Consider the following 15,487-nt stretch of genomic DNA (forward strand, 5'->3'; position numbering starts at 1 on the left):
ATAGGGAGGTATAGATTATGTTCAGAGATATGCGCCGTAAAAAACAGCTTTTGTCACCGGAGGAGAGCCTCCAAATCCTGGAGAACGGGACGTCGGGCGTGCTTGCTGTCGCAGGAGATGACGGTTACCCGTATACGGTGCCGCTAAGTTATGTGTATCATGATTCCAAGATCTATTTTCATGCTGCGAAAAGCGGCCATAAAATAGATGCTGTGAGAAATTGCAGCAAAGCGTCCTTCTGTGTGATCGGTCAGGATCAGATTGTACCGGAAAAGTATACTTCGCTTTACAGGAGCGTCGTTGCGTTTGGAAAGATACGCATATTGAAAGACGATGCGGAAAAAAGGGACGCAATTGAAAAGCTGGCTGTGAGATATAATCCGGATGCGGATGCGTCTGAAATAGACGAAGCCATAAGGAAGGACTGGGAACCCTTGTGTATGCTGGAATTTACGATCGAACACATGACAGGCAAGGAAGGGTCGGAGCTGGCTGCGGCGCGCCGGAAAGGGGCGATATGATTATGCCGGGATTGTATCTCAAAAAGAACTTTAGATTTATTGCATTTATCCCGATTTCGTCGTATTATGGGAACTGTTTTGAGCGAAATATGAAATAGGGAGATTAAATGCAATGAAACCGATGTTTTTCACCACACTTAAAGGCTATACCCGTGAACAGTTTCTGAAGGATACAGTATCGGGCGTCATAGTAGCGATTATCGCACTGCCGCTGTCCATTGCATTGGCTCTGGCTTCAGGGGTCGGCCCGGAACAGGGGCTTTATACGGCAATTATTGCCGGCTTTATCATCTCATTTCTGGGTGGCAGTACTGTACAAATCGCAGGCCCCACTGCGGCTTTTGCTACGATCGTGGCGGGAATTGTGGCTAAAAGCGGCATGAGCGGGCTGGCGCTTGCCACCATCATGGCGGGGATATTTCTTTGTATACCATCAGCAGCCGTCTGCCGGGGATCGCGCTGCCTCACTTTAATTTTCATATGATCCAGAGCGTGCTGCCGGATGCATTTACGATAGCTGTGCTGGCAGCGATTGAGTCGCTTCTGTCCTGTGTGGTTGCGGATGGCATGACTGGAACCCGTCACCGTTCCAATATGGAACTAATTGCACAAGGGGCGGGTAATATTGGATCGGCTTTATTTGGAGGCATACCCGCCACAGGCGCGATTGCCAGAACTGCGGCTAATATCAAAAACGGCGGGCGTACTCCCGTTGCAGGGATGGTGCATTCAGCCGTGCTTGTGCTTATACTGATTATCCTTATGCCGTATGCGGCTTTGATTCCCATGCCGACCATTGCAGCTATTTTGTTTATGGTGGCATATAATATGTGCCAATGGCGTCCGTTTGTGCGCCTGATAAAAACTGCGCCGAAGAGCGACATTGCCGTTTTGGTTGTTACGTTTATACTGACCGTGGTATTTGATCTGGTGGTGGCGATTGAGATCGGCATGGTGCTGGCCTGTCTTTTGTTCATGAAGCGCATGAGCGATGAAACCGATGTCAGAGGCTGGACATATGCGGACGGGAAAGAAGATCCGGACCGTATGTCCCTGCGGCATGTGCCGAAACATATTCGTGTATATGAAATCAATGGGCCGCTGTTTTTCGGCGTGGCGGACCGCATTGCCGATATCTATGTGAAGGATTATACAAAGTGCCTGATTCTGCGCATGCGCAGCGTGCCAGCCATAGATACCACCGCGCTGATCGCGCTGGAAAACCTGTATGAGAAATGCAAGAAGAACGGCATCACGGTTGTATTCTCACATGTAAATGAGCAGCCCATGAATGCCATGAAAAAGGCCGGCTTTATTGAAAAAGCCGGAGCCGATAATTTCTGTGGACATATCGATGAGGCGCTTAAGAGAGCGGAGCAGTGCATTCACCCTTAAAATTACAGGCGGTCAGCGTTTGGATCCGGCTGCTTTACTTGATAGCGTAAAATTGTTTTAAGCCTGCTTTGGTCTGTCCGCCCCGCGTTATTTAGATATATTTCCCGGTGGCAGTCCCGGACGCGTTCCAGACCGCTGGCCTTCACAAACTCATCCATGATTTTAAAAGAGGCAGGTTCACTGTCATAAGAACCTATATGCAGGATTTCCACGCATGTACCGTCCTGCATCACGTCAAAACGGATTTCTTCATATAACGGATTTGGTTTTTTGACCTGTAAAGAATTCAGAGCGGCACATAACCGATCCTTTGTGATGAAATCCGGCTGGCGTATCATAACGGTGTATTCCAGTTTTTCTTTTATGAGTTCTGTGCCTTCACTCTGCATCCAGATTCCTTCTAAGGGATAGACAGAATAATCTGATATATCCCCTGCGCAGGCGTTGGCTGCGGATTTATAGTTCATTTTGACCGCGTAAGCCAGTGAGTATAATGCAGAAACCCTGTCTGAAAAATCCGCATTGTTCGGATTTCCCTTCCCGCTAATCATTATAAACTGCTGCTGCGGCACATTTACCAGAATAGGGGATTTTCCGACACCGTACAAGCTTTTCTCCTGTTTCTTCCATTCGTATTTCATAAGGGATACCTCCGTATAATGCACTCATTCCTGTTATTTTGGTAACTGCTTATAATTATATAATATATAACCTGCCAACATAAGTCAGGTTATATATTTAGACTGGATATCCCGCAGTTTTTTCATCATCCGTTCACGCACGCTTGCCGGAGCTATGACCTCCACGCAGTCCGCAAAGGATAACAGGTAGCTGAACAGCATGTCGCTGTCAGGCAGTTCTGTCTGCACATACAGGTTTCCATGGCCGTCAGCTTCAGCCTCATCCGTGAATTCGTCGTATACGCGAAAGGCTATGCGCTCATCAAATTTGAGCTTCACTTTTACTGTTTTTTCAGGCCGGATTTGTTTCTCAATCGCAGGTAATGAAAATTCATGTGAAAAGGTCTCGGATAGTATCTCCAGATCTCTGATGCGGGTAAGCTTAAAAAAGCGGAAATTATTTTGTTCCGGACAATACCCGTACAGATACCAGTCCCTGCTTTTAAAAATCAGCTTAACGGGCTCAGCCTTTCGCGCCGAATATTGGCCGCTTCCGCTAAAATACCGAAAGGACAGGACATTTTTATGAAGAATCGCATGTTTTACAGAATTGAACACGTCCTGTCCCGGTTTATTCTGAGTCCAGCCTGAAAAATCGACTTCAATCCAGTTTGTGGCTTTTATCCGGAATAGGGCGCTAAGCTTTGTCAACAGCTCATCTGAATCCTTGCCCTCTGCCGCAATGATTCCCTGCAAAGCCATTAATATATGATCCCGTTCGGCCTCTGAAAACAGGGATTTTTCCAATACATAATGATCCAGTATGGAAATACCGCCGCCTTTACCCTGCACGGCATAGACAGGAATCCCTGCGCTGCTTAGCGCATCGATGTCCCGATAAATGGTTCTTACGGATACCTCGAACTGCTCGGCGAGTTCAGGAGCCGTGGATTTTCCGTGTTCCAAAAGATAGTATAAAAGTTTAAACAGTCTGCTTTCCTGCATTTCCTGACCTCATATCATAGCATGATCGAAGGTGAACCCCACATGCCCCTCTTCTAAAGAGCCGAAAGTTCTGTATGCACCCCCTGTATAGTCCTCAATTACAGAGTTCCAGAACAGTTGGGCGGGCGTATTATTTGTCCATTGGGTGACCTCCCAGCCGCCTTTGTGCATGTCAAAAATGGTAATGGCGGCGGCTTTTCCTACGCCCTTTCTGCGATATTTCTTCATGACGAAGAATTTCTGCTATGCTGTGCGGGTTTGCCATCCTGTGATACTCACAGCAGCTCCGCACTAAAACAAATCCCGCTAACCTGCCGTCCACTCTGATAAAATAGGGAAATCTGGTGTCCTCAGTCCAATAATGGTCAAGATACGGATATCCGTAATAACCGTGCTCATTTATATCATCATTGGAATATACTGAAAAATCGTAATTATATAGCTCCATCATCTGAATGAGAACGGACTTCTGTTCTAATAAAATTGATTCGATTTTGACTTCCATTTACGGTATATCCTCCTTGTCTGCCACAGGCGTAAATTATCGCGGTATAATATCTGCCGATAGTATACCATGTCAGCAAGCTGACAAGGCCCTTCCAGGGGATGCGCAGTGTGCCGTCCATAGGCATCACCGCGCTGATTGCGTAAGGTATTTGAGCCCACTTCTGACTGTCCGCACAGTCGATTGTTTTAGAAGAAGCGGGCTCATCTAGTGCGGAATTTTAAGGGCAGGAAGATTTGCTGCTGGGCAATCCCAAGTGCTTTATCAATAACGCCATCGGCATTTGGCATATTACACATTCCGCTTTTGGGAAAGTCTCCATATTCAAAAATTTCACTGTGTTTTATCCATTCCATCATACAGCTTACGGTTTCTTCGAGGTCATCTCTGTCGTTTTCATCCGCTGTTGCGACTAAAAACATGCCTCCCGGAAATTTGATGATCTCATATGGATAAGTGTCATGTTCGGTAATGTTATCTTTTATAGCACGTATCAGTATATTTTTATCTCCTTCATGCCATAAGAAGCCCGCTTCGTCATAGATCTGTTTTTGAATCAGATGAACATTTCTGACATCGATCCACTCGCTGAATCCACCTGCTCCAAAAATTTCTTCAAATGTTTTTAACCCAGATGAAACAGCGCGAAATTCGGGAATCTCGATGATTCTCATATTCTGTAATTTGGTCATCTTTTTCCTCCGTCGTATAGATAATATCGCTCATGTCAACCTTAGTCAGGCTGTATATTAGTTACGGCAAATCCTCATTGTCTGTCGAGATTATATCATATTCCCCACATATTGTCTGCCTTGTTTTGCTGGCATTGTGCCTTCCGTTCCAAAAAGTTGTTACTGTCTGTTCACGCTGCCGATAAAGCAGCTGATGACAGCCGTGAATAGTAACAAAAAGTTCCCAAAAAGCACATGAAATCCTTGACATTAGACCTGGTTTAAGGTATATATTCGGGAAAACAACAGGAGGGTGATGAATATGCGAATCAGTGAAGCGGCGAAAAAAACAGGACTTTCCGCAAGCAATATCCGTTTTTACGAAAAAAAGAAGTTGCTGGTTGCCGGCAGAGAACAGCAGAATGAATACAGAGACTATACGGATCAGGACATCGAATGCCTGAAGCGGATTGTGGTATTGAGAAAAGCCGGACTTTCTATAGAAGAGATCCGTGATATCTTTGACGAAAAGGCGGATGTAAAAACAGTGCTTGGGGAACAGCAGCAAAAACTGCAGAGCCAGCTGCAGGATCTGCAGGGATCTCTGGAGCTGTGCGCATCCCTGGAGCGAGAGGGAGATCTGCTGCATATGGATGCGGACCGGTATCTGGATTATGTGACGGAGCAGGAAAAGAAAGGCACGCGTTTTGCAGAGTTTAAGGATTCGATCAGTGAATTTGCGGAATTTATTGACAATGCCACGCTCTTTCATACGCTGGACCCGATATTGGGGAAGTACTTCTATCTGGGAAAATATCTGTGGCTGGCGGTTCTGATCGTGTTTGCAATGGTGCTGATATTTGAGGTTGCTACCCGCAGATCCGGTATAGCGGTTGCGCTGCTAATCGGACTTTGGTTTCTGGCGATGTTTTGCGATTATATGCGGTGGCGCCGGAGAAAACACGACTCATTTGATTGAAAAAAATGTTGAGGTAGATGCTCCGTGTAAAATGCGATACAATAAGAGACGGATAATAATGGGAGCATGAGGTGAAAACAGTGGAACTAAAAATCAGAGAGAATACAGAGCAGCATATGCAGGAACTAAAGCAGTGGCTTCTTGAGATCGCGGACAGCGGGCCGGAGGAGATGTCCGCCTTCTTCACCGCCCGAATCGACGGCTATGAGCAGCATATGTCCGTGTGGCAGCCGGCATATCAGCGGTTTGCACAGCTTCTTCCGGCGGATTCCCGCAGCATCCTGGATCTGGGCTGCGGAACAGGCCTGGAGCTGGATGAGATATTCAAACGTTATCCAGATGCGAAGGTGTTTGGCATCGATCTGTGCCAGGATATGCTGGATCGGCTGCAGCAAAAGCATGGCCACCGGAATCTGGAGACCGTATGCGCGGACTACTGCCAGTATAACTTCGGATCGGAGAAATGGGATTCAGTCATTTCCTTCGAAAGCCTGCATCATTTTCTGCCGGACAAAAAGCGGCAGCTCTACCGTAAAATTTATGATGCGCTGAAGAAGGGCGGCGTGTTTTTGCTGGGAGATTATATTGCATGCTGTGAAGAGGAAGAACAGCTGCTGCGGCAGGTGTATACAGATAAACGGGAAAAATTTAAGATCCCGGACAGCCAGTTCATACATTTTGATATTCCGCTGACGCTGGAGCATGAGACCGGCCTGCTGCAGGATGCAGGTTTTGCGAGCATCACTGCAGCGGACAGCATCAACGGTGCAACCATAATTTATGCGGTAAAATAACTACTGATGCCATATCTACCTTGCATATGTAATATATATTTGACATTTGCCTTTCCCAGGTCTATAATACGCTTAAGAAGACGTAATGCAGGAGCAGCTCATGAAAAACTTGAAGATGAAGGTGGCGCGGATGGAAAAGGGCCTTTCGCAGATTGAACTTGCCGCTAAAGTGGGCGTGACCAGGCAGACCATTGGGATGATTGAGGCGGGAGACTACAATCCGACATTGAACCTGTGCATTTCCATCTGCAGAGAGCTTGATAAGACGCTGGACGATTTATTCTGGGAGGGAGCATAGGCGATGAAACGGTATCTGGATGAGAGACAGCAGCAAGAGATGAGCCGGACGGGGACGGCAGGCTTTTATGTGATATTTTTCCTGTGTGCGGTTTCGGTCATTGTGCAGCTCGTATTTTTAGGCTCCGGCTTTGCGGATGTGGCGGGAGAGACCGCCGCTCTGCTGGGCGGAGGGCTCATTTACCTGGTGCGCGGCATAAGGCACGGCCTGTTTCTCACCGCCGGCAGACAGCCCGGCATAAAGGAGTCGGCCCTGTACAGCGTGATCCTTTCAGGAATTTTTAGTGTTCTGTTTTGTATCGCGCTGCGTGGAAAAGCAAGGCCGGGAGCAGCAGTGGAACCGTATGTGGGAATCTTTTTTCTTGGAATGGCCATCCTGTGCTTTGCGGTGACCCTGATACTCGGTGTGTGTTCAAATTATATGAAAGCAAGGAGGGAAAGGCAGTATGATGAAGAAAGCGGATCATAAAAAGAGTGCGTGTGAGGAGACGGTTACAGCGATGAAGCCTGTCAGGCTGTGCAGCGCTTCCGACCGCATAGAAGCGGATATGATGATCGATATACTGAATCAGAACGGCATTCAGGCATACCGGCAGAGCGTGGGAGCCGGCGGTATTATGGATATCTATGCCGGAAACTCTACTTTTGGAGAAGATGTGTTTGTGGATGAGAGGGATCTGGATCGGGCGGGAGAACTGGTTTCCAATATGATCGGTGAACCGTAAGACCGCCGTGCGTACCCGGCAGCAATTCGAAAACCGGCAAGAAAGCCGCTGTGGAGATGTTTATTTTTGAACATCTTCACAGCGGCTTTCTTCATTTAGTAGGAAATTCCTTCGTAATTTCTATTGGTCCCCTGCGCTGCGCTTGGCGGCAGGATACACCCTATTGAACAAAAGCCCTCCGTGAGGATCGGGCTGCAATACTATGTAAAAGTCAAAAAATGAAAACCCGGAAAAAAAGAGCTATATTCGTATACTGTTTCCGGTGGTACTATGGAAAAAATCGCACGGCCGCCTCTAAGCAAATAAATGCGCACTGATACAGGAGGATCATATGAGCACAGAGAGATTATTCCAGACACATGAAATACGCAGACAGACGGACCTGAATGGTATGTGGCAGTTTCAGACGCTTGAGGAACCGGTGCTGCCGGAGCGCTATACGGACACCATGTCCGTTCCCTCCTGCTGGGAGATGACGCTGCCGTATTGCAGATACAGGGGATTGGCGGCCTATAAAAAAGAGATCCATACCGACAGACAGGGAAATCTGCGTTTCCTGTTTAAAGGCATAAGCCATACCGGAACAGTTTATCTGGACGGACAAAGGATTGGATCGCATTATAATGCATATACGCCTTTCAGTGCGATTGCATCGAACGTCCCCGCAGGGGAACATACCTTGGAAGTTTTGGTGGATAACCGTTTTACGGAGGGATCTAAGCTGCACATACCCAACGATTATTTTACTTACGGCGGGATCACACGGAATGCATTTATGGAAATCGTGCCGGACTGCTTCATAGAACGGATGGAATTCGAACCGGATCTAAGAGAGGGAAAATGGTCGGCCCGGATTCGCGTGTATGTACGAAATCTGTCGGCCCTTTCTAAATCTGTGAATGTCAGACTGTCCTGTGCGGGCTGTGATGGCGCGGTACAGGGTACGGCTTTCGCCAATCAGATCACAGAGATGGCATTGTCTATGGAATTTTATGCGGCACAGGCTTGGAGTCATGAATCGCCGAGTCTGTATTATCTGAAAGCAGCATTATGGGTGGATGATGAACGGGCGGATGATTTGATAGAGCGCGTTGGTTTCCGCACGGTGAGACGGCAGGGCAGCCGGATTGCAATAAACGGAGATATCAAGCTGATCAGGGATATCGGAGCGAATGCGGTAAGAACCTGTCATTATCCCAATGATGAACTTTTCCTTGATTTATGCGATGAAAACGGCATTTTTGTCTGGGAAGAAAGCCATGACCGCGGCGGAGATGAGAAACGGATTACCGATCCGGAGTTTGTGAGACAGTCCATGGAAGTGATGCATGAAATGCTGGAAACTCACTATAACCATCCGTCCATCATCATATGGGGCTGCCTGAATGAGGCTGCGTCGGACTGCGAAAAGGGCAGCGAAGTATACCGCACACATCTGGAGTATCTGGCTTCGGACAGGAGCAGGCTGTGTACGTTTGCCAGCAATAAGACAGAAGGGGATCTATGCCTTGGCATGGAAGATATCTGTTCGTTTAATATGTATCCCTGCTGGTACAATGATGAGACGGCAGAGGAGGCGATGAAGAGAATCCGTACCCGGATCAAAGAAACCGGAAATGATGGAAAGCCCATAATCGTCAGTGAATTCGGCGGAGGTGCCATCTACAATTTCCACGATGTCATGCGTGTAAAGTGGAGTGAAGAATACCAGGCCGATCTGCTGAAGCTTGTTACAGCACAGCTCCTGGAACAGGAAGATGTGACTGGCATCTTTGTATGGCAGTTCTGCGATGTGAGGGTATCACAGGAGGGGGAACGAAACTGGCCGATGACACGGCCGTTAAGCAGGAACAATAAAGGCATCGTGGACGAGTTTCGCAGGCCGAAGCTGGCCTATTACGCTCTTCGGGATATATTCAGACAGGACGGACGTTAAACACAATAGCCCTTTTTTGCCGCATTATCATTTTTAGTGTTTTAGATAGAAAAAAGTACAAGAATCGTAAACGCCGCAAAAACAGGCCATATCTTTTTAAGCGGTCTGCCGCTAGAATCGAAGTATCGCAGGAAGAGAGGAGCGCAGGATTTTATGAAAGCAAGAAGGTCAGAAAAAACAGAGATAAAAACAGCAAAAAAGCAGTCATGGGTGAACTTAATCGTTAAAAACCGATACCTGCTGTTGCTGCTTTTGCCCGGACTGATATACTATATTATTTTCTGCTATGTGCCCATGTATGGCGCGTTGATTGCGTTTAAGGATTATACGCCGGAGTATGGAAAAGGTTTCATTCAAAATATAATGGAGAGCCCCTGGGTGGGGCTGGAGCATTTCAGAAGGTTTTTTGGCAGCTATAATTTCACCCAGCTGCTGCGCAACACCCTGCTGCTTAGCCTATATTCGCTGGTGTTCGGCTTTCCGCTGCCCATTATATTCGCATTGATCCTGAATGAAATCAGGGGTAAGCATTTTAAAAAATTCGTACAGACAGCGTCTTATCTGCCGCATTTTATATCGACGGTAGCGGTTGTATCCATGCTCACCCTGTTCTTATCGCCCCGCTCGGGCTTTATTAACAGGATTATCACTACGCTGTTTCATATGGAGCCCATCTATTTCATGGCGGAACCGGGGTGGTTCAGGATTCTGTATGTGGCATCCGGGATATGGCAGAGTCTGGGTTGGGGCGCGATCGTCTATATTGCGGCACTCTCCAATGTGGATCAGGGGATGTATGAAGCCGCGACGGTGGATGGGGCATCGAGATGGCAGAAGATACTGTACATATCGCTGCCTTCGCTGAAATCTACAATCATGATCTTACTGATTCTCAATATCGGAAGCATGTTCTCGGTAGGAGGAGAAAAGGTCATATTGATGTATCAGCCCAATACTTATGAGACTGCGGATGTGATCAGCTCGTTTATTTACAGAAGAGGCCTGCAGTACGCAGAATTTTCTTATACGACAGCGGTTGGACTTTTTAATTCATTTGTGAATATCATATTGCTTGTTTCGGCAAACTGGATTTCCAGAAAGGTCACGGATGAAAGTCTGTTCTAGGAGGAAAAGATGAGAAGAAGGAAAAGAAAAAAAATAGAAGCGATGGATATCATCTGCTATGCGGCTGCATTGATTGTCGTAGTAATCACGCTGTATCCGGTGCTGCATCTGATGGCGCTGTCCTTCAGCAGCAGCGGCGCCGTATCGAAAAATACCGTATCCATATGGCCGAAGGAATTTACTCTGCAGGCGTACCGACAGGTGCTCTCCACGGGTACGGTACCGAATTCATTTATAAACAGCATCGTGTATACGGCGATCGGAACGGCTATAAATATGCTGTTTACATCCACCATGGCCTATGCTCTGTCAAAAGCTCAGCTGCCGTTCCGCTCATTCTTTACAAAACTGGTGCTCTTGACCATGTATTTAAGCGGCGGCATGATCCCCACCTTCCTTTTGGTGAACGCGCTTGGACTGTACGACAGCATATGGGCGCTGGTGCTCCCGGGAGCCGTTTCAACATACAACCTGATCGTGCTGCGCAGTTTTTTTGCGGCCATGCCGGTGGAACTGGAAGAATCGGCGCGCCTGGATGGGGCAAATGATATCACGGTCTTTTGGAGGATTGTGCTGCCTCTGTCCAAAGCGGGGCTGGCCACCATCGCGCTGTTTTATCTGGTCGGCCACTGGAATTCTTTTTATTCCGCAATGATCTATCTGCGGTCGGCGGATAAATATCCGCTTCAGCTTGTACTTCGCAATATCGTAATACAGGGGCAGATGGCGAATGAGCTGGCAGCTGCAGGACAGGCCAGCGCAGCGGAATCGATGTACGGCCAGGTATCCGTTAATTCCATTAAATATGCGACGCTGTTTCTTTCTATCGTCCCCATGATGTTTATTTATCCTTTTATACAAAAATACTTTGTCAAAGGCGTTATGATCGGTTCTTTAAAAGGATGACAGGATTTTTTAATCCGCCGGCGCAAATTTATTATGGCGCGCGGGTTTTAAAATATAGTATAATAATAACCTTAAGGAGGAATTCGTGTGAAAAAAAGAGTAATAGCAACTGTATTGACCTGTATTCTGTTCGTATCCCTTATTGCCGGGTGCAGTAATGCTGCAGAGGGCCCAACATCGGCAGCAGCCGGCACAGCCCCCGGCCAGAGTGCGGAAACGCCAGGAACTGCCAGCCAGGGAAACGATGCGAAAGAGGAGATTGCGCTTACAATCGCATCCATAATCGGGAAAGATATTGCGCCCAACCATGAGCCTGTTACCAGGCTGCTGAAAGAAAAATTTAATATTAAAGCCGAATGGACGGATATTTCGACAGATGAACAGTTAAACCTGCTGTTTTCCACAGGACAGTATCCGGATCTGATATGGAATTACAACGGCGAGGGTACAATAAAGCGCTGGGCCACTCAAGGCTACCTGTATTCCATCGATGAGTATATGGACCATCTGCCTAATTACCGGGCTTTATTCAGCGATGAGGAATGGAATACCACCCATACATATGCCTCCAATGCCGACGGTAAACTGTATTATGTCCCCACGAAAAATTACCGGTCCGCTGCGGAAGCATGGATGTACCGAATGAATATACTTAAAGAGCTTGATAAGGAAATACCGGCCACAACGGATGAATTATACGACCTGCTGAAGGCATATAAGGAAAAATATCCGGACTCGATTCCGATTGCGAACCGCTGGGGATTTTCTAACTTTTTAAAAGGATTTGCGCTTGCCTTCCGGACCGGTACCTCCTTCCTGTACGATCCTGACAGCAGCCAGCTGGAATACGGACCGGCCACGGATAAATTCCGTGAAATGCTGATCTATGTATCGAAATTATATGCGGAAGGCCTGGTGGACCCGGAGCTGCAGACAGCCACAGATACACAGTGGGAAGAGGTGTACGCAAACGGGCTGAATGTTTTGGAGTACAGCTATACGAACCGGCCTGTTTGGGCAAATAATGTAATGAAAGATGCAGATCCGGATGCGGACTGGCAGTGGACCAGCCAATATGTAACCGCATATCCTGAAAAAGGAGAGCTGGTGCCGAAAGAGCTCCCTTATCAGCCGTGGGGATCTGTGCTGACCAAGGCAATGACAGAGGAAGAGCTGCAGAGATTTCTGGAAGTGATCGACTGGAGCTGCAGCGAAGAGGGGCAGCGGTGGTTCAGCATGGGAGAAGAAGGGATCACCTATGAAATGGCAGACGGTAAGCCTGTATTTAAGGATGATATTTACAGCGTAACGAATCCGGACGGGAAAGAGATTGCAGAGTTAGGATATGGCTATTACCTGATCCGTTCCCGGGAATCGTTAGAGCAGACCGGTTACGCGGATGATTTGGCGCTGTCAAAAGAAGTGGAGGGCAAACCGTACAGAGCGTTTGTCAGCTATGCGCTCACAGAGGATCAGGAGAAAGAGCTGATTGATCCGGAAACATAGATCGATGATATCTATCAGGAGTATACACTGCGGTTTATTACAGGCAGCCTGGATCCCTCCAGTGACGAGACCTGGCAGGAGTATCTTGACAGACTGAAATCCGCAGGCCTTCAAGAGGTGGCGGAAATAAGAAAATCTGTTGCGATTATATCGCAGTAATATCAGAAATCGCAGGGGGGCGGCAGCCGTATGGCCGCCCTCCCTATTGACGTTTAGGAGGGGGGAGAAGAGATGAAGCTGATCAAGAGGAGGATAAAGAAAAGAAAATTTTTCCTGCGTCTTTTCAGTACGCTGCTGTTTTTTTCTGCTGTGCCGATGATTATACTGGCTGTGCTCACTTCAGCATATTCTTCAAAACTGCTGGATGAGGAAATCAATCATTCGATCGGCGTGATGCAGAATCAGCTGAAAGAAAAGCTGGATTCCAACATTGAAAATATACGGGATGATATACTCAACTATGTTACCTATAATTCGCGCATCAACTCCTTTGTATATAAAAGCAACCCGAAGGATTTTTACATGACATCGTATCTGCTGGCGGATATGAACCAGATCAAGTCCAATCACGAGTATGTGGAAGATATTGTATTATATATCCGGGATATAAATTTTATCATGAACTGTGAAGGCAGCATGCATTCGGAATTTTATTTTGACCGCTTTCAAAACAGGGATTTTTCGCAGCTGGTGAATTCCACCGGTTTTTGGAAAAGTTATTATATGGATGACTACCGGACCATGTCGGACACCTTTGACGCGGTACTGTTTTATACCTCACTGCCGATCAATTCTGATAAATCAAATGTTTTTTTGGCAGTTGTCATTGATAAAAACCGCCTTCTAAAGGATATAGAGGCGTTTCACCTGATGAAAAGCGGGGGAATTTATGTAATCGATGAAAACGATATTCCGGTGGTGGGTTATGTTCCTGACGGCAGTCCGGACTGGGAATCGGTAGCCCCGATTCTGGAAAAAGCGGAGGAAAAATCAGATGTTTATATCGGACGGGACCGGTATATGTGCATAGCGGCTTCTTCGGCCGTCACAAACTGGAGATACCTGTCGCTGATTCCCTATCAGGAAGTGACGGATAAGACGCAGAATATCGCTTTGATGACGGTTGTGCTGGGAATCGTCATGATCTTTCTCGCGTTTTGCGCCTCCATGTTTTTAAGCCGCTGGCTTTACATCCCCATTGGAAGTCTCATGCATAAAATGCAGAACGCTTCGAGTATGCCCGTTAGACGGGAACACGAAGCCGCCGATGAATTTTCCTTTATTACGGCCAACATTGACCGGATGATCTATGATAATCAGGATCTTCAATATCGGATTTTAAAGACTGTACCCATGCTCCGACAGAGTTTTCTCAAAGAACTCTTTCACCGTCAGGTTGGCGGCGGGGATCTGATCCAGATGATGGATATGTACCAGATCAGCCTGCCCAACCGCAATTTTGTGGTATTCCTTTTTTACAGCAAAGAGCAGGGGAGCGCCACGGAACATATCCGGCAGGTATTCAGGGAAAGCTTTACCAATTACTATGCGGTGGAAGAAGACTGTTTTACAGTGGTTCTTCTCAATTACAATGAGTATGATCTGGATCAGATTAAAAAAAGATTTGAAGGCTGTCCCTATGCGGTCGCACAGGGGCAGGTATACGATTCTGCTGAAGATATAGCTAAATCCTACGGACAGGCCCGCTATGCGCTGCAGTACCGCATAGCACGTAAATGTTTTGAATATCTTGGGATCACAGAGACCGTAGAGCGGGATTTTTCTAAATATAAGCTGCCTGTTCACTATGAAGAGCAGTACCAAAACTGCCTTGAATTAAAGGAATATGACAATGCGTACCGACTGATTCAGAATCTGGTCGAGGGTTATATACACGAAGATACGCCGTTCTTTTTTGTAGAAAAAACGGTAGACAGCCTGTATGCTTTTGCAGAGGCGGTTGCCGGCGGATATCACGTTGCCCTTGCCGGGATATTGAAAGACCAGACGGATTTTGTCCTGTGGAAAAATGCGGATCGGACTTTGGACGATGACAGAGATTATCTGCTCCATGTATTTAAGCGTCTGCTTGAGTATCAAAAGTCTTCCGGCATATCCAGGGAAGACGAGGTCATCGGCCGTGCGATGGAAATTATTGAAGAAAATTATCTGGCGGACGATTTCTCCCTTGATAATATTGCGGATGCCCTGGGGGTCTCCTATACATATCTGTCAAAATTATTTAAGAAAAGCATCGGCGAGGGGTTCGTGGAATATATCACCAGACGCCGTATAGAGTACAGCATAGAGCTGCTGAAGGATCAGTCCCTGTCTATTGACCGCATCGCGGAGATGGTCGGCTATATGCACACGCCCACCTATATCCGCAATTTCAAAAAGATTAAAGGCGTTTCTCCCGGAAAATACAGAAATTTATTATAAGTTTCAGGGCAGTACGAACAAAAAACTGGAAATTTCTCCGGATGCTGGTACAATATAATT

General features: G+C 47.0%; 15 protein-coding genes and 1 pseudogene. 12 read left to right on the plus strand and 4 right to left on the minus strand.

All coding sequences use genetic code 11. The features are described 5' to 3' along the window. Positions 1 to 17: 17 nt before the first annotated feature. Together DWZ56_RS03045 and DWZ56_RS03050 are read left to right on the plus strand one after the other, a co-directional pair. On the plus strand, positions 18 to 521 hold the full coding sequence (locus tag DWZ56_RS03045) for a pyridoxamine 5'-phosphate oxidase family protein (protein WP_118554923.1): 504 nt from the start codon (positions 18 to 20) through the stop codon (positions 519 to 521). A gap of 112 nt (positions 522 to 633) precedes the next feature. Next, positions 634 to 1,916 (plus strand): annotated as a pseudogene (locus DWZ56_RS03050) (SulP family inorganic anion transporter). Between the two features lie 2 nt (positions 1,917 to 1,918). Here the strand turns inward: DWZ56_RS03050 and DWZ56_RS03055 are convergent. The 4 genes from DWZ56_RS03055 to DWZ56_RS03070 all read right to left on the minus strand — a co-directional run bounded on the left by DWZ56_RS03055 (position 1,919) and on the right by DWZ56_RS03070 (position 4,738). Continuing rightward, complete coding sequence (locus tag DWZ56_RS03055) at positions 1,919 to 2,557, minus strand: GyrI-like domain-containing protein (protein ID WP_118554924.1); 639 nt, start codon at positions 2,555 to 2,557, stop codon at positions 1,919 to 1,921. A gap of 84 nt (positions 2,558 to 2,641) precedes the next feature. Beyond that, positions 2,642 to 3,541 carry a helix-turn-helix transcriptional regulator gene (locus tag DWZ56_RS03060; protein ID WP_118554925.1) on the minus strand — a complete coding sequence of 300 codons (900 nt, stop codon included), beginning with the start codon at positions 3,539 to 3,541 and terminating at the stop codon, positions 2,642 to 2,644. Positions 3,542 to 3,550: 9 nt separating this feature from the next. Beyond that, complete coding sequence (locus tag DWZ56_RS22860) at positions 3,551 to 3,769, minus strand: hypothetical protein (protein WP_176928598.1); 219 nt, start codon at positions 3,767 to 3,769, stop codon at positions 3,551 to 3,553. A gap of 480 nt (positions 3,770 to 4,249) precedes the next feature. Then, entirely contained in the window at positions 4,250 to 4,738 is a 489-nt protein-coding gene (locus DWZ56_RS03070; protein WP_118554926.1) for a hypothetical protein, read from the minus strand. Positions 4,739 to 5,039: 301 nt separating this feature from the next. On the opposite strand from DWZ56_RS03070, the gene DWZ56_RS03075 reads away from it, so the two are divergent. The 10 genes from DWZ56_RS03075 to DWZ56_RS03120 all read left to right on the plus strand — a co-directional run bounded on the left by DWZ56_RS03075 (position 5,040) and on the right by DWZ56_RS03120 (position 15,427). After that, positions 5,040 to 5,696: a MerR family transcriptional regulator gene (locus DWZ56_RS03075; RefSeq protein WP_158584420.1), complete on the plus strand. Its 657-nt coding sequence runs from the start codon at positions 5,040 to 5,042 to the stop codon at positions 5,694 to 5,696. 80 nt (positions 5,697 to 5,776) lie between these two features. Then, complete coding sequence (locus DWZ56_RS03080) at positions 5,777 to 6,490, plus strand: class I SAM-dependent methyltransferase (protein WP_118554928.1); 714 nt, start codon at positions 5,777 to 5,779, stop codon at positions 6,488 to 6,490. 100 nt (positions 6,491 to 6,590) lie between these two features. Continuing rightward, a complete protein-coding gene (locus tag DWZ56_RS03085; RefSeq protein WP_118555212.1) occupies positions 6,591 to 6,788 on the plus strand; it encodes a helix-turn-helix transcriptional regulator in 198 nt (65 codons plus the stop codon). A 3-nt stretch (positions 6,789 to 6,791) separates the two neighbouring features. Beyond that, positions 6,792 to 7,256 carry a DUF6773 family protein gene (locus tag DWZ56_RS03090; protein WP_118554929.1) on the plus strand — a complete coding sequence of 155 codons (465 nt, stop codon included), beginning with the start codon at positions 6,792 to 6,794 and terminating at the stop codon, positions 7,254 to 7,256. Then, positions 7,234 to 7,512: a putative signal transducing protein gene (locus DWZ56_RS03095; RefSeq protein WP_243095042.1), complete on the plus strand. Its 279-nt coding sequence runs from the start codon at positions 7,234 to 7,236 to the stop codon at positions 7,510 to 7,512. The genes DWZ56_RS03090 and DWZ56_RS03095 overlap by 23 nt, the downstream gene beginning before the upstream one ends. 331 nt (positions 7,513 to 7,843) lie before the next feature. After that, complete coding sequence (locus DWZ56_RS03100) at positions 7,844 to 9,448, plus strand: glycoside hydrolase family 2 protein (RefSeq protein WP_118554930.1); 1,605 nt, start codon at positions 7,844 to 7,846, stop codon at positions 9,446 to 9,448. A gap of 153 nt (positions 9,449 to 9,601) precedes the next feature. Continuing rightward, positions 9,602 to 10,573 (plus strand): ABC transporter permease, encoded by a 972-nt coding sequence (locus tag DWZ56_RS03105; RefSeq protein ID WP_118554931.1) that lies wholly within the window; start codon positions 9,602 to 9,604, stop codon positions 10,571 to 10,573. A gap of 9 nt (positions 10,574 to 10,582) precedes the next feature. After that, positions 10,583 to 11,479 (plus strand): carbohydrate ABC transporter permease, encoded by an 897-nt coding sequence (locus DWZ56_RS03110; protein WP_118554932.1) that lies wholly within the window; start codon positions 10,583 to 10,585, stop codon positions 11,477 to 11,479. A gap of 87 nt (positions 11,480 to 11,566) precedes the next feature. Continuing rightward, positions 11,567 to 12,985 carry an extracellular solute-binding protein gene (locus tag DWZ56_RS03115; protein ID WP_158584421.1) on the plus strand — a complete coding sequence of 473 codons (1,419 nt, stop codon included), beginning with the start codon at positions 11,567 to 11,569 and terminating at the stop codon, positions 12,983 to 12,985. 231 nt (positions 12,986 to 13,216) lie between these two features. Beyond that, the gene (locus DWZ56_RS03120; RefSeq protein ID WP_118554934.1) at positions 13,217 to 15,427 is read left to right on the plus strand and encodes a helix-turn-helix domain-containing protein; all 2,211 of its coding nucleotides are present in this window, start codon (positions 13,217 to 13,219) and stop codon (positions 15,425 to 15,427) included. The last annotated feature ends 60 nt before the right edge of the window (positions 15,428 to 15,487 follow it).

Source organism: Lachnotalea sp. AF33-28 (assembly GCF_003477885.1).
Classification (GTDB): Bacteria; Bacillota; Clostridia; order Lachnospirales; family Lachnospiraceae; genus AF33-28.

Coding starts and splice junctions, on each gene's coding strand:
- DWZ56_RS03045 (WP_118554923.1), top strand. CDS start 18: ATGTTCAGAGATATGCGCCGTAAAAAACAGCTTTTGTCACCGGAGGAG.
- DWZ56_RS03055 (WP_118554924.1), bottom strand. CDS start 2,557: ATGAAATACGAATGGAAGAAACAGGAGAAAAGCTTGTACGGTGTCGGA.
- DWZ56_RS03060 (WP_118554925.1), bottom strand. CDS start 3,541: ATGCAGGAAAGCAGACTGTTTAAACTTTTATACTATCTTTTGGAACAC.
- DWZ56_RS22860 (WP_176928598.1), bottom strand. CDS start 3,769: ATGAAGAAATATCGCAGAAAGGGCGTAGGAAAAGCCGCCGCCATTACC.
- DWZ56_RS03070 (WP_118554926.1), bottom strand. CDS start 4,738: ATGACCAAATTACAGAATATGAGAATCATCGAGATTCCCGAATTTCGC.
- DWZ56_RS03075 (WP_158584420.1), top strand. CDS start 5,040: ATGCGAATCAGTGAAGCGGCGAAAAAAACAGGACTTTCCGCAAGCAAT.
- DWZ56_RS03085 (WP_118555212.1), top strand. CDS start 6,591: ATGAAAAACTTGAAGATGAAGGTGGCGCGGATGGAAAAGGGCCTTTCG.
- DWZ56_RS03090 (WP_118554929.1), top strand. CDS start 6,792: ATGAAACGGTATCTGGATGAGAGACAGCAGCAAGAGATGAGCCGGACG.
- DWZ56_RS03095 (WP_243095042.1), top strand. CDS start 7,234: ATGATGAAGAAAGCGGATCATAAAAAGAGTGCGTGTGAGGAGACGGTT.
- DWZ56_RS03100 (WP_118554930.1), top strand. CDS start 7,844: ATGAGCACAGAGAGATTATTCCAGACACATGAAATACGCAGACAGACG.
- DWZ56_RS03105 (WP_118554931.1), top strand. CDS start 9,602: ATGAAAGCAAGAAGGTCAGAAAAAACAGAGATAAAAACAGCAAAAAAG.
- DWZ56_RS03110 (WP_118554932.1), top strand. CDS start 10,583: ATGAGAAGAAGGAAAAGAAAAAAAATAGAAGCGATGGATATCATCTGC.
- DWZ56_RS03120 (WP_118554934.1), top strand. CDS start 13,217: ATGAAGCTGATCAAGAGGAGGATAAAGAAAAGAAAATTTTTCCTGCGT.